Genomic DNA, 14,245 nt, shown 5'->3' on the forward strand with positions numbered 1-14,245 from the left:
AATTGAACAGTATCCTTCAGGTGCCCTGTTGCAAGGAGAGGAATCAAGTATCCCTCCGCACTCAGGAGAACTGCAACGAGAAATTTTCATCACGTATGCTTGAGCCAGGGGTTCATGCCCGATTCTACAGAGCCCGTACCGGGGAAATCTTCAGAGCCCGGATCGGGACACATTCCGACCCCTTTCCCTCCTCTTCCCCGGCACCTGGGAGCCGGGAGTGGGGGGGGGCCTTACCCGTAATCATATCGACGGCCAGAGGGCGTTGAGTCCTGCCGGATTTCATTCTGTTCTGCCAACGGCCCCCGGTATGCCAGGATCGCCGGATCTCCCCGTTATGGCCCTGAAAGGGTGGTGGGATCCCTCTACTGGGGGCAGATCCGGGCGTATTTGACCCGGGCCGTGTCCCGCGGGGCCCACGCCCTCATGCTCTGACATGCAACACCCCGGGGCCTTTGATTTGTCTCTGTAGTTCTTTCTTCCCGGAACGTATCCCGGGTCGTGAATAGAATATCGAAGCTTTTCGCCGAAATAACTGGCCTGAATACAGGGGAGAGACCACGGTCCGAGATCAAAACAGTGCGGCGATATCGTGAATGAATGACCAGAAGAGAAGAATACAAAGAACGGGCCTGAAGGGATTTGAACCCCTGGCCTGCGGATTAAGAGTCCGCCGCTATGCCAAACTAAGCTACAGGCCCTCTGTGCTTTGACTCTACCATATTGGGCGCGTTTGCATATAAATATTGCGGCGATGAGTTGTTATCTCCAGAGATCCCATATTCTGTGATGGCCGATGCGGCTCAGCCCGGGTCTCCCGGGAAGATCGTAAAATACCTGATATGCGGCTGCGGAAGCACAGGATACAACGTTGTTGAGGAGCTGCTCAAGGAAACCGATTCAATATTAATCCTCGACCGGGACGAGAAGCGCGTCGAAGATCTTCGCGATCAGAAATACGACGCGATCGTCCGGGATATGCAAGAACCGAACGCTTTTGACGATCTACCTGTTCCTGAAGTCATTTTTGTCCTCTCCAATGACAAGGACGCCAATCTTTCTGCAGTGCGGACTGCAAAAGCAAAATATCCTCCTGCGCATGTGATCGCCCGCGCCACCGACCCGGTGGGCAAGGACATGCTCGAGAGCGCAGGGGCCGATGTCGTCCTCTATCCTCAGGAAGTCATCGCCAAGACCGCCGTCCACCACATCAGGAGGCTCTCTGCCTCGCGCATCGCGCGGCGGCTCTCCGCTCTCCTCGGGTCCTGGGAGGGCACCCTCGGGATCGTCACCCACACGAACCCCGACCCCGACTCGGTATCGAGCGCGATGGCCCTTGCGGCGATTGCCCACGACGCCTCGGGAGGAAAACTCGTCTCCCGTATTCTCTATGACGGCAATATCGGCCACCAGGAAAACCGGGCCTTCGTCAACCTTCTCGACATCAAGATGGAGAAGATCTCGCCCGAGATCCTCGCCGCCTGCGAACACCTCGCCCTTGTCGACTCCACGGCGCCGGGCTCGAACAATGCCCTCGGCAAGGACGCACGGGTGAACATCATCATCGACCACCACAAGAACGGTACCCACGACACCACCAAGGTCGAGTTCGTGGACATCAGGCCGGGGATGGGGGCGACGGCAAGCATCATGACGCAGTACCTCCAGGAACTCGACCTCCCGGTGGACACGAAGGTGGCGACCGCTCTCCTCTACGGGATACGGGCCGACACCCGGGACTTCAGGCGGAACATCACGCCGCAGGACCTCAACTACGCCGCCTTCCTCCTGCCCCTCACCGACCGCGACATTCTCGACAAGATCATGTCGCCGTCCGTCTCGCAGGAGACCCTCGACGTCCTCGGGAACGCGATCCGGGGCCGCGAGGTCGTCTCCGGCTATCTCTTCACGAATGTCGGATATCTCCGCAACAGGGACGCCGTGCCGCAGGCCGCCGACGCCCTCATCAACCTGGAGGGAGTGAATACCGCCATCGTCTACGGGATCACCGATATAAACATCATCTTCTCGGCCAGGAACAGGGACATCAGGATCCATATCGGCAAGGTGCTGGAGGAGGCTTTTGCCGGGATAGGCGAGGCCGGCGGTCACGCAACCATGGCGGCGGCGGCCATACCTCTCACCTATTTCTCGATGGTGAAGGAGAAGGAGGAACTCCTCGACCTGATCATCGAGCCCATCCTGAAGAAGATCCGCCGGATCGTTGGCCTGGAGAACGAGGCCAAGCATGAAGTTTGAGGAGTGGGAGCCCTTCTACGAAGAGATCCTGGACTATTTTGCCTTCGACCGGGCGGGAGACGAGGAGGCGGCGCGTATCCTCGCCGCCCTCCTCCCCCGCGACGACCTCGCCCTCCTCGAAGACCTTTGCCGGGGGAAGACGGTCACGGTCTGCGGGAACGCACCCTCCCTCCCCGCCGAGATCGGCAGGGTCGATGGGACGGTCTTTGCGGCCGACGCCGCCGCGGACGTGCTGTACGGCCGCGGCATCAGGCCCGCCGCCGTCTTCACCGACCTCGACGGGGCGACTGACAGTCTGGTCGCGATGAACAGGGAGGGGACGGTCGTCGTCGTCCATGCCCACGGCGACAACATCCCTCTTCTCCGTTACTGGGTGTCGAAACTGCCCGGCCCTCTTGTCGGCACGACGCAGGCCGCTCCCTTCGACAGCATCCACAACTTCGGCGGTTTCTCCGACGGCGACCGCGCGGCCTTCGCCGCCCATGCCCTCGGTGCGGTGCAGGTCTCCCTCGTCGGCTTCGATCTCGATGACCCCGGTGTCGACCCGGTGAAGCGGGGCAAACTCGCCTGGGCGCGGCGTCTCCTTGCCCTCCTCGGCCATGACATCTGACGCCGTCATTCTGGACGGGTACGTGGACGAACCCGCGTGCCTGGGCGTCCCCCCGTACATCTCCCCCTATATCAGGTACTGCGCCGGCGTGCTCGTCGAACACGGTTATACCGTCAGGTACACGACGATCGATGCCGTCAGGAAGAACCCCGCCGTCCTCAGGACTTTCAACGACGCATCCCTTCTTCTGGTGATCGCCGGGATCACGGTGCCGGGGAAGTACCTCGCGGGGACGCCCGCCACCCTCATCGAACTCTCGCAGATCGGCGTGCAGGTCCGCGGCCCCGAGAAGGTGCTCGGCGGGCCGATAGGCTTTGGCTACTCCCCGCAGGGGGGGAAGAAGGCCGTGGAAACTGCCGCGGCAGGGTTCGACCACCTGCTCGCTGGCTCGCCGTCCGCCGCCCTCGACTCCCTCCTCTCCGGCGGGGAACCGGCAGGGACGGCCGAATACGCGGATATCGACCGGTGGAGTGTCCTCGGCGCCCCGGTGATCGGACAGCACCCCCTCTTTCCGCGGGTGATGTGCGAACTGGAGACTGCACGGGGGTGCTCCCGCGCCGCCGGCGGCGGGTGCTCCTTCTGCACCGAACCCTTCTACGGTCTGCCGCGCTACCGCTCCGCCGCCGGCGTCGCCGCGGAGGTGGCGGCGCTGTACGCCGCGGGCGCCCGCCACTTCAGACTCGGCAGGCAACCCGACCTCCTCGCCTTCGGCACGGGCGGCGGGGACGAGTTCCCGAGGCCGCGTCCCGACCTCCTTGCCGACCTCTTCGCCCGCATCAGGGTGGCCGCGCCCGACCTGCAGACCCTCCACATCGACAATGTGAATCCCGGCACCATCGCCCGACACGAGGAGGAGAGCCGCGAGGCCCTCGCCGCGATCGTGGCCGGCCACACGCCGGGCGACGTCGCCGCCTTCGGCATGGAGACCGCCGACCCCGCGGTGATCCGGGCGAACAACCTCAAGGCACTCCCGGACGAGGTCTTCCGGGCGATCGAGATCGTCAACGAGGTGGGCGGCGGCCGGCGTGACGGCGTCCCCGATCTCCTGCCCGGCCTCAACTTCGTCTGCGGCCTTGCCGGGGAGACCGCGGAGACCTATGCCCAAAACCGCGCCTTCCTGGAGAGGGTGCTCGCCGCCGGCCTCCAGGTGCGGCGGGTGAACATCAGGCAGTTGATGCCCTTCATGGGCACGCGGGCCTACGAGGAGAATACTCTCGGGAAGCACGAAGGGGCGTTCCGCGCTTTTAAGGAGTGGGTGAGGAAGGAATTCGACCTCCCCATGCTGAGAAGGGTCTTCCCGGCAGGCACCCTCCTCTCCAACGTCGGGGTCGAGATATCGGGGCAGACGAGTTTCGGCCGGCAGATGGGGTCGTACCCCATCCTTGTCGGCCTCCCCCTTTCCCTCCCCGAAGGGACGGTCACCGACGCCGTCGTCGTCGACTGGGGCATGCGGTCGATCACCGCCCTCCCGGCCCCGATCGAGGTGAACACTCTCCCCCCGTCGGCGATCCGCAGTATCCCCGGCGTCGGCAAGAAGACGGCGGTCACGGTCCTTGCGAAGCGGCCCTTCGCCGACCTCGCCGCCTTCAGGAAGGTCGCGGGGGAGACGGTGGTGGACGGGTACCTCTCGTTCGAGTGAGACGGGTACACCTCCTCTTGGAGAAGAGCCCATCGTGTCTGATATTTTTCAGAAAAAATGGCTCTGTTGAAAACTTTTTCTGGTGTGCCTGCGCCGGGGGACTACGCCCCCGGGCCCCCGCTCAGGATTGGGGGGATACGGCAATCTCCCTCCTCTGAATACCCTGTTCGCTCTTCCCGGGCCAATCTCAACTGGGGGTCCGGGGGGGCCGCCGCCCCCCGGCAGGTAGTAGGGGGAAGGCGGTAGATCCGCGTCTACTCTCATGGAAGGGAGAGAGACATCAACCTGAACATGAGGATTTCAACAAAGCCGAAAAAATAAATCCCGGTGCTCTCTACTCCTATCATGCCGCCCCGAATCATCGAAAAGGTGAAAGGGTTCGTCATGCACCCTGTGGAGGCGTTCAGGAATGCACGATCCGACGACCCTGGCGACGTCCTCAAATACTTTGTCGTCCTCCTCGCCATCAACTTAACCCTCCTCACCATTTTCATCATTGGCTGGCTCTTCTCCTACACCTTAACATCCGGCGGGAACGCCGCGGCGCTTGTGTTTGACGGGATCACATTTGTCATCGGCGAACTGATCGGCGGGACCGTTCTCTTCTTCCTCGCCTGCATGGTCTTCCACCTCTTCGTCGCCCTCGTCGTCGGCGGGAAGAGCATCGAGCAGACGTTCAGGGCCCTGGCGTACGGCGCCACCCCCGGCCTGCTCCTCGGCTGGATTCCCCTGATCGGCCTCATCGCGTGGATCTGGACGGCGGCCCTCGTCATCATCGGTGTCAGGGAACTCCACGAGACCTCGACCCTGAGGGCCGCGGTCGCTGTCCTCCTGCCGGTGGCCATCCTCGTCGTCCTCTTCTTCGTGATGCTCTTCGCTCTCGTGATGGTGAGAGGCGGAGTCTGAGGGTGGGTTGCTCCCTGGTCCCGCCCGTCTCCACAAACCCTTTTCTATAAGGACAGATTACTCCCCTTCATGCACCGCCGCGCCCTCGCCCCCCTGCTCGTCCTCGTCATCGCCCTGGTCTTTCTGAGCGGCTGTTTTTCGCAGGAGCCATCCTTTCTGCATACCATCTACACCTATGAACTCCAGATCCGGACAGATGCGCCCATCGAGAACGTGACCTTCCTCGTCCCCCTCCCGACGCGCGGCGACCGTCCGGCCGTCGGTCCGGAACCGATCACCGTCGATTTCTATTCAGATCAACTGTCGCAGAATATCACTCCTGCAATTGTCCGGGTCGAAGGCCGGCAGTACCTCAGGTTGACCGCTCCTTTCATGCATGCCGACGGATCGATTCACGTGAACTATCGTAATTACACCTCCATAGAAAAATTCAGCCCGGACGCCATTCCAAAGTTGATCGATACGCTGCACCCCTTCGGCAATGAGTCGCTCTTCTTCCCGAAGCAGAACTTCACGCCGACAGAAGAGACATACGGCACCAATCCCGGTTACTTCTACACCTATGTCATTCCCGTCTACGCGTACTACGAGAATGGGACGCAGGTAAAGATTTCTTCTGAAATTAAGGGAGTAAATGAATGGGTTGAGTCCTTCGATGCATGGATCTCTAATCGATATTCTGATAGGTATCGCCTCACCATCACCGGCGAACCGCAGGGCTGGATGCCTGCTGACGGTAAAATGATACGGGGATCGGGGGTCTATCGGGAGTGGCAGGTGGATCCTACCCCCAACGTCAGTGTCGGGTAACACACCTCTCTATTTATGACGGCGAGCGTATCCGAACACATCTATACCGGGAAGGAGCATTCCCTTCCATGCCCCGCCGCGCCCTCGCCCTCCCACTCGTCCTCTTCATTGCCCTGGTCTTTCTGAGCGGCTGCTTCTCGACGGAACCGTCTCTTTTGGTCGTCAGTTACACCTACGAACTCCAGATCCGGACGGATGCGCCCATCGAGAACGTGACGTTCCTCGTCCCCATCCCGACGTGCGGCGACCGTCCGGCCGTCGGTCCGGAACCGATCACCGTCGATTTCTACTCCGAGCGCCTGTCGCAGAATATCACTCCTGCAATTGTCCGGGTCGAAGGCCGGCAGTACCTCCAGTTGACCGCTCCTTTCATGCATGCCGAAAGATCGATTCACGTGCACTATCGTAATTACACCCCCATGAAAAAATTCAGCCCAGAAGTCGTTCCGCAATTGATCAATACGCTGTACCCCTTCGACAACGAGTCACTCTTCTTCCCAAAGCAAAACTTCACACCGAAAGAAGAAACACAGAACCCCGATTCCGGCTACGACTACTACACTATTCCTGTCTATGCGCACTACGAGAACGGGACGCGGGTGGAGATATATTCAGATCTGAGAGGATTGAATGAATGGGTCGAAGGATTCGATAACAATTGCGGGAATTACTATTCTGACTTCTACTATCTTTCCATCACCGGCGATCCGCAGGGCTGGATGCCTGCCAGCGGGATGATGAGGGTGGGGTCGGGGACCTACCGGGAGTGGCAGGTGGAGCCTACCCCCGACGCCAGTGCCGGTTCATGACCAATCCCCGCAGAACCCGACGACGACGGAAAAAAGATCCAGAACAGGGGCGCTCGCCGCTCCCCTCACGCCTCCTTGATCTCCAGCGTCGTCAGGATATCTGTCCGCGTCACGATGCCGACGACCTCCCCCTCCCTGACGACAGGAATCCTGCCGATGCCGGTCTGGGACATGATCCTCATCGCCTCGGTGAGCGGGGCGTCGGGCGGGAGGACGACAAGGTCCTTCGACATCAGGTCGCGCACCTGCATCGCCTCGCGGTCGAGGGCCGGCGCCGCATGGACGTCCCCGAGAGTGACCATGCCGACAAGACCGCCGCGGTCCATCACCGGGAAACCGAGGTGCTTCGTGTCGTACATCATCTTCACCACCTCGCTGACCGGCATGTCCGGCGGCACCGTCGTCACCGGCGCGGACATCACGTCGCCGACCGAGACGTCGCGGAGGAGGAAACTGTAGCGCACCGCCGTCGCCTCCTGGTTCGCCCCGATATAGATGAAGAAGGCGATGATGATCAGGATCGGGCTGAAGATGAGAAACCCGAAGATCCCGAAGAAGACCGCAAAGCCCCGCCCGATGTCGGCCGCGATCTTCGTCGCCTGGTGGAGTGGCATCTTCTTCGCAAGCCACGCCCGCAGCACCCGCCCCCCGTCCATCGGGAAGGCCGGGAGCAGGTTGAAGAGGAAGAGGACGAAGTTCAGCAGGGCCAGGTAGCCGAAGAAGTAGATGAGGACGCCGCCGACCTCAGGACTCAGGCGTCCCGCGTCCACGAGCCATACCGGCGCATAGGTGAGGGCGACAGATATGATCGCAACGCCGAGGCTTGCCAGGGGCCCGACAAGGGCCATCGGCAGTTCGACCTTCGGGTCGGGCAGACCCTCCTCCATGGAGGCGACGCCGCCGAAGATGAGAAGGGTGATGGAGTTGATCTTGAGGCCCATCGACCGCGCCACGACCGAGTGGGCAAGTTCATGGATGAGCACCCCGGCAAACAGGCCGAGCGATATCGCGGCCCCGAGGATGTACGGGGTAAGGCCCTGCAGAAAGAGAGTCATCGTGATCTCGACGCCGAACAGGCCGGCGATCATCGTGGCCGTCAGTGCGATCTGGCTCCCGATGATCCAGGCGAAGAGCGGGATCACGATAAGGAAAGTCCAGTGAAGATAGATAGGAATTCCGAATAGATGCCCGATTCGTAAGGATCCGTTCATGGGAAATGATAGTCTTTTTATCGTTTATAGTCTATACCATGAATCGATAGTGATGAAGACGCAGGTCACCGAACTTTTTGGCATGAGCGTATACACAGACAAGGCGATCTATGTAGGGGACGTGGACGATGTCCTGCTCGATATCGACGGGAAGAAGATCGAGTCCCTTGCTGTCGGCAACCTCAACCCCGAACTCTCCGATCCCAAGGGCCACCGCGGCTACCTTGTCCCCTTCAGGATCATCAAGGAAATCGGGGATATCATCGTCATACGCCATATTTCCGCAGCGTTCAAGAAGGCAAAGGGCGAGACGAAAGCCTGAGCCGGATGGTACGGCACAGCCATGGAAAACCATGAGATCTTCTCTAATCTTGCCCTCTACCCTCCGGTTTTTCTCCGCCTCGACGGGAGGGCATTCCACCGGCTGACCCGTACCTGTGAAAAGCCCTTCGACGCACGGTTTCATGCGGCGATGGTCGGGACCTGCAGGCACCTGATTGCAGAGAGCGGCCTCAACCCCCTCTGTGCCTATACCTTTTCAGACGAGATCAGTCTCTACCTCACCGTCCTGCCCTTCGGCGGCCGGGTGGAGAAACTGGACTCCATCGCCGCCTCCTATGCGGCGAGCGCCTTCACCCTGGAGTACGGGTGCGCCGAACCCGTCGCCTTCGACGCCAGGATCATCCCGGCGACGCCGGCGTACGCCGCCGAATACCTTGCGATGCGCCAGGCCGAGGCATGGCGAAACCACATCAATGCCTACTGCCAGGCCGCCCTGCAGGACGAGGGTCTCACCTCGCGTGCGGCGGCTGCGCGCCTCCTCGGCATGAAGGCCGAGGATATGCACGGCCTGATGTTCTCCCGCGGCGTCAACCTTGCCGAGACCCCGGCCTGGCAGAGGCGGGGCACCCTGGTGCGGAAGGGAAGATACACAAAAGAGGGGATGAATCCCCTGACCGGGGAAAAAGTGACGGTCGAGAGGCAGGGCGTCGTCGCCGACGAAGTCCTGCCCCTCTTCTCGGCCCCTGAGGGCCGGGCCTATCTCTCCTCACTCCTCGGCGCGTGAGAGGCCCATCCGCATCTCCACGCCTTCGACCTCCCATTCTGCGGCCTGTTCCCAGGTGCCGGCAAGGGCGTCGCCCTCGTGGACGTCGAGCGCCTTCGCGCGCACCTCGCCCGAGATTGCCTCCGCCCATCCGGCCACGAGAGCCGCGATGCGGGGGTCCGCGACCGCGACCTCGGCGACGATGTTCTCCTCGACCTTGAGGTCGCGCTGCCGCCGCATCTCCTGGAAACGCCTGATCACCTCGCGGGCATAGCCTTCGGCCTCGATCTCCGGAGTGAGGGCCACGTCCACATAGACGGTGGCGTCCTGCATCGGGGCGGCGAAGACATCTGCCGGGAGTTCCTCGTCGAAGGTCACCATTTCCGGGGTGACCTCGTACGCCCCGGCGGTTGCCGTGCCGGTCTCGGCAAGAGCGGCCTTCAGCGCGTTGCCGTCGGCCGCCTCGATCGCCGCCTTTACCTTCGGGGCCTCTTTGCCGAATTTCGGCCCGAGTACCCGCATCACCGGTTCGGCCTTCCAGCCGATCCTTTCCCAGCGGCCGGCGACGACGGTGACAGCCTTCGCATTCGCCCGCGTGCAGCAGAGAGCGTTGAGGCGGGTGACCGCCTCCTGCACCGCGGCCGAGGAGGTGACGACGACGACCTCGCCGACAGGCCAGCGGAGTTTCCTCTTCCCGTCCTGCCTGGCCGTTGCCGAGGCGTCGTCGAAGGCCTGCACGACGGCCATCGCCGTCTCCAGGTTCCTGTCGATGAGGGCGGCGTCCGCCTCGGGCCAGTCGAGCATGTGGACGCTCCGGGGATCGCCGCTGCAGCGCAGGTTCCCGTAGATCGCCTCTGTCAGGTGGGGGGTGAAGGGCGAGAGGAGCTGGACCAGACGGCGGAGGACATAGTACACCGTCTCGTAGGCGTACCTCTTCTCGGGTGCGTCCTCTTCGAGCCACATCCGCGGCCGCACCAGCTGGAGGTACCAGCGGGAGACGTCCTCCAGGATGAAGGTGATGAGAGACCGGGTGATCTTGTGGAGGTTGCACTCCGCGAAGTCGGCGTCGATCTCCTCGGTGAGGGTGTTGACCCGCGAGAGGATCCACCTGTCCTCGTCAGGCATCGCGGCGAGCATCCCGGCGACCGCGTCCTCGTCCCAGTGGCCGTCTGCCTTCTGCGCGGGCGCGAAGTTGTCCAGGGCCATGTACGGCAGGGGGAAGCGGTAGACGTTCCAGAGGATGTTCAGGGCCCGGTTGACCGTCTTCACACCCTCCCAGTTGAACTTCATGTCGTCCCAGGGGGCGTTTGCCGAGAGGACGTACAGGCGCAGCACGTCCACGCCGCCTTTCTCGATGACCTCGCCGGGCGTCACGACATTGCCGAGGCTCTTCGACATCTTCTTTCCCTCGGCGTCCAGGGCGAAGCCGTGCATCAGGACAGACTTGTACGGCGCCCGGCCGAAGGCGACCATCGAGGCGCCGAGCTGCGAGTAGAACCAGCCGCGGGTCTGGTCCTGCCCCTCGGTGATGAAGTCGGCAGGCCAGTACTTCTCGAAGTCCTCCCTGTTTCCGGGGAACCCGAGAGTCGCCCAGGAGGCGACGGCCGAGTCGAACCAGACATCGAAGATGTCGGAGACCCGGTGCATGGTGCCGCCGCAGCTGCACGGGATGGTCACCGTGTCCACGTACGGGCGGTGCGGATCCTTTACTTCCATGCCGCTCGCCTTTTCGAGTTCGGCGACCGTGCCGATGACCCGGCGGGTCTCGCAGGTGTCGCACTGCCAGACCGGGATCGGGATGCCCCAGTAGCGCTGGCGGGAGATGCACCAGTCGCGTGCCTCCTTCACCCAGTCATGGAAGCGGGCGCTCCCGGCCCATTCGGGGTACCACCGCACCTTCGCCACCTCGTCGAGGAGTCTGTCCCGCATATCCGCGGCCTTGATGAACCACTGTTCGGTGGCGCGGAAGATGATCGGGGTCTTGCACCGCCAGCAGTGGCCGTACCTGTGGGTGATCGTCCCCTGGTGGAGGAGGTGGTGGCCGAGGGCGTCGAGCACCTTCTGGTTCGTCTCCGCGTCCTTGACGTAGAGGCCCTCGAAGACGCCGCCCTTCTTCGTGAACCGGCCCGTGCCGTCGACAGGGCAGAGGATGGGGAGGTTCTCCCTGATGCCGGTGAGGTAGTCGTCCCAGCCGTGGCCCGGCGCCGTGTGCACGAGGCCGGTGTTCTCCAGGGCGACATAGTCGGCGAGGACGACCCTGTGCGCGATCTCCTTCTGGGCGGGGACGAACTCCGCGAGGGGCGACTCGTACTCCATGCCCACGAGGTCGGTACCGGGTACGGTGCGGATGACGTCGAAACTCTGGTACCGCCCCTTCTTGAGCACCTCCTTCACGAGGCCCTCGGCCATCCAGAGGCGCTCCTCGGCACCGTCCTTCCGGGCGAGGACGAGGGCGTAGGTGATCTCCGGGTGGGCGGCGACGGCGACGTTCGCGGGGAGGGTCCAGGGCGTGGTCGTCCAGATGACGAGGTACTCGTCTGCCTGCCCCTTCACCGGGAACTTCACGTAGATCGAGGGGTCGGTGGCGTCGGCATACTCGACCTCGGAGTCGGCGATCGCGGTCTCGCAGCGCGGGCACCAGTTCACGACGCGGGAGCCCCTCTCAAGCATCCCGTTTTTCTCGGCCTCTTTCAGGGTCCACCAGGCCGCCTCGATATATTCCTTCTTCAGGGTCTGGTAGGGTTCGTCGAAGTCGAGCCAGATGCCGAGTTCCCGAAACTGGTCTGACATCTCGCCCATCCTGGCGATGGCGTACGTCCGGCAACTCTCGATGAAGCGGTCGATCCCGAAGGTCTCGATGTCCTTCTTGGAGGCGAAACCGAGTTCGTGCTCCACCTGCACCTCGATGGGCAGGCCGTGCATGTCGTAGCCGGCACGCTCGATGACGTTCATCCCGCACATCCGCTGGTGGCGGAGGATGGCGTCCTTCAGGATCTTGTTCCAGGCCGTGCCCAGGTGGATGTGGCCGGTGGTGTACGGCGGGCCGTCCACGAAGAAGAACTGTTTCCCTGAGCGCCTCAGGTCCTTTACCGCGTGGTAGGTATCGTTGGCCCGCCAGAATTCCCTGGCAGAGGCCTCGACAGCCTTCGCATCATAACTGCTGGTGACTTCCTTCACCTCTATCCCTCAACTCGCCCCGCGGGGCGTGATCATATCTGGTATGGTGGGTCCCCGCACCCAAAGTATTTTTTCAATGAGCATATCCCAGAACTCTCGTTCATTCCCCCCATCTCTACATGCAGGGATCGGGAGAGAATATCATGATCGGGTCGATATCTTCCTGAATTCCCTGAAGAATCGTGCGAAACCACCGCCTTCCCCCACCTCTTCGCCGGGGGACTGACGCCCCCGAACCCCCGAAACAGGATAGGGTCGGGGAAGAGAGATCCTGATGAAGGAGGTTGCCATCCACCCCCTATCGCAATGATGGGGGGATCGGGGGGTGAAACCCCCCGGACAAGACGCCAGAACAGGATTTTTCAGAACCGAATGTGAGCCCTTTCATCGGCGTGAATGAAGGTTCGGATCAGTTTTGGGATGACCTCAATGCATCCGTCACATCCTTCTCCCTGTCCGCCGATCTCTTCGTCATGCAGATCGCAGTCATCGGTACCGGGACTCCCTCGCCGGACGAGTCGGCCGCGGCGGAGACGGTCGGCGCCCTCCTTGCAGACCGCGGCGCCGTCCTCCTCTGCGGCGGCCTTGGCGGGGTGATGGAGGCGGCGTGCCGGGGTGCAAAGGCGCACGGCGGGGCGACCGTCGGGATCATCCCCGGCACAGAGGGGGAGAACCCGTACGTCGATATCGTCGTCAGGAGCAATATGGGCCAGGCGCGGAACGCCCTCATCGTCGCCTCTGTCGACGCCGTCATCGCGGTCGGCGGCGGTTACGGCACCCTCTCGGAGATCGCCCTTGCACTGAAGATGAAAAAAGAGGTCTTCGGGGTGGGCACCTGGACGATCGAGGGCGTCGTCCCCTGCGCCGCACCCGACGAGGCGGTACTCAGGGCAGTCTCCGCCGCACGCCGGTCTCGGTCGTCCTGTAGCCGCCCATCCCCTGAAGGATCGTCTTGAAGGTCTCCGAGGAGACCGCGTCCTCGATCGCCGCCACCCGCGGGTCGTCGAGGGCGTCGGCGTGCATCACCAGTTCGTAACGCTCCGTCGCCACCGGCGTGAAGGTGAGGCCGAGGGCCTTTGCCGCGGAGTACACCCCCATGCCGCAGTCGGCCTCGCCCGACCTGACGGCCAGGGCGACGCCGAGGTGCGTGGTGAACTCCCTCTCATATCCCCTGACGTCGGCAGGCCTGATCCCGAGTTCGCCGATGAGCTGGTCGAAGAGGATCCGGGTCCCCGACCCCTTCTGCCTGTTCGCGTACCGCAGGGCCGGGAGGTCGTCGAAGGATACTTTATCCCGCGAGATGAGCCCCTGCTCCCTCTCCGCCACGCAGAGGAGGACGAGGTCCTCGTCAGGCAGGTACTTTCTCAGGTACGGGAGGTTGTACTCGCCGTCCGGGCCGAGGAGGTGCATCGGCGCCGCATGGCACTGCCTCTTTTTGAGAGTGAGGAGGCCGCCCATCGACCCGACATGCGTCGAGTGGATGTCCACGCCTGCCGGCCTGACCATATCGGCCAGGCGGTCCAGGCAGGGGTCGTGGCTCCCGGTGACGAGCACACCTTCCCCTGCCTGCCGCCGCGGCACGAGGAGGCGCGCCCTGACCGTCTCTCCGGCCTCGGCCCCCTCCTTCGAGGACGGGATCGTCATCAGGGCGTTCGCCCGCACCGCGGACATCTGGACGCCCGCGCCCCGCGACTGGGGCACGGCCACCCATCTCTCCCCGATCTTCCCCACGGAGAGGAGGACGAACTCGTCGGTGCCGATGTCCGAGTGGAGCGTCGTCGT

12 protein-coding genes and 1 tRNA gene are annotated in these 14,245 nt (G+C 62.8%); 9 read left to right on the forward strand and 4 right to left on the reverse strand.

Features of this window, described 5'->3' with window-relative positions; all coding sequences use genetic code 11:
• Positions 1-624: 624 nt before the first annotated feature.
• Positions 625-698 (reverse strand) — tRNA-Lys (locus PHP59_RS07555).
• 88 nt (positions 699-786) lie between these two features.
• On the opposite strand from PHP59_RS07555, the gene PHP59_RS07560 reads away from it, so the two are divergent.
• The 6 genes from PHP59_RS07560 to PHP59_RS07585 all read left to right on the forward strand — a co-directional run bounded on the left by PHP59_RS07560 (position 787) and on the right by PHP59_RS07585 (position 7,030).
• Entirely contained in the window at positions 787-2,256 is a 1,470-nt protein-coding gene (locus tag PHP59_RS07560) for a DHH family phosphoesterase (protein WP_300165632.1), read from the forward strand.
• The gene (locus tag PHP59_RS07565) at positions 2,246-2,866 is read left to right on the forward strand and encodes a 6-hydroxymethylpterin diphosphokinase MptE-like protein (RefSeq protein ID WP_300165634.1); all 621 of its coding nucleotides are present in this window, start codon (positions 2,246-2,248) and stop codon (positions 2,864-2,866) included. Before PHP59_RS07560 ends, PHP59_RS07565 begins: the two co-directional genes overlap by 11 nt.
• Entirely contained in the window at positions 2,856-4,505 is a 1,650-nt protein-coding gene (locus tag PHP59_RS07570; protein WP_300165636.1) for a radical SAM protein, read from the forward strand. The genes PHP59_RS07565 and PHP59_RS07570 overlap by 11 nt, the downstream gene beginning before the upstream one ends.
• Positions 4,506-4,850: 345 nt before the next feature.
• Complete coding sequence (locus tag PHP59_RS07575; protein WP_300165638.1) at positions 4,851-5,411, forward strand: Yip1 family protein; 561 nt, start codon at positions 4,851-4,853, stop codon at positions 5,409-5,411.
• Between the two features lie 69 nt (positions 5,412-5,480).
• Positions 5,481-6,221 (forward strand): hypothetical protein, encoded by a 741-nt coding sequence (locus PHP59_RS07580; protein WP_300165640.1) that lies wholly within the window; start codon positions 5,481-5,483, stop codon positions 6,219-6,221.
• Between the two features lie 68 nt (positions 6,222-6,289).
• On the forward strand, positions 6,290-7,030 hold the full coding sequence (locus PHP59_RS07585; RefSeq protein ID WP_300165642.1) for a hypothetical protein: 741 nt from the start codon (positions 6,290-6,292) through the stop codon (positions 7,028-7,030).
• A gap of 65 nt (positions 7,031-7,095) precedes the next feature.
• On the opposite strand, the gene PHP59_RS07590 is transcribed toward PHP59_RS07585, so the two are convergent.
• Positions 7,096-8,241: a CBS domain-containing protein gene (locus tag PHP59_RS07590; protein WP_300165644.1), complete on the reverse strand. Its 1,146-nt coding sequence runs from the start codon at positions 8,239-8,241 to the stop codon at positions 7,096-7,098.
• Between the two features lie 52 nt (positions 8,242-8,293).
• Between PHP59_RS07590 and PHP59_RS07595 the strand changes: the two genes are divergently transcribed.
• Both PHP59_RS07595 and PHP59_RS07600 read left to right on the forward strand, forming a co-directional pair.
• Entirely contained in the window at positions 8,294-8,563 is a 270-nt protein-coding gene (locus PHP59_RS07595; protein ID WP_300165646.1) for a PRC-barrel domain-containing protein, read from the forward strand.
• 21 nt (positions 8,564-8,584) lie between these two features.
• On the forward strand, positions 8,585-9,307 hold the full coding sequence (locus tag PHP59_RS07600) for a tRNA(His) guanylyltransferase Thg1 family protein (RefSeq protein WP_300165648.1): 723 nt from the start codon (positions 8,585-8,587) through the stop codon (positions 9,305-9,307).
• On the opposite strand, the gene ileS is transcribed toward PHP59_RS07600, so the two are convergent.
• A complete protein-coding gene (gene ileS / locus PHP59_RS07605) occupies positions 9,290-12,463 on the reverse strand; it encodes an isoleucine--tRNA ligase (RefSeq protein WP_300165650.1) in 3,174 nt (1,057 codons plus the stop codon). The genes PHP59_RS07600 and ileS overlap by 18 nt on opposite strands.
• Before the next feature lie 473 nt (positions 12,464-12,936).
• Here ileS and PHP59_RS07610 point away from each other — a divergent pair, with 473 nt between their 5' ends.
• Positions 12,937-13,419 (forward strand): TIGR00725 family protein, encoded by a 483-nt coding sequence (locus PHP59_RS07610; RefSeq protein WP_300165652.1) that lies wholly within the window; start codon positions 12,937-12,939, stop codon positions 13,417-13,419.
• Here the strand turns inward: PHP59_RS07610 and PHP59_RS07615 are convergent.
• On the reverse strand, positions 13,349-14,245 hold an 897-nt coding region (locus tag PHP59_RS07615; RefSeq protein WP_300165654.1), incomplete at its 5' end, for a substrate-binding domain-containing protein. The genes PHP59_RS07610 and PHP59_RS07615 overlap by 71 nt on opposite strands.

The organism is Methanofollis sp. (assembly GCF_028702905.1).
Lineage (GTDB): Archaea > Halobacteriota > Methanomicrobia > Methanomicrobiales > Methanofollaceae > Methanofollis.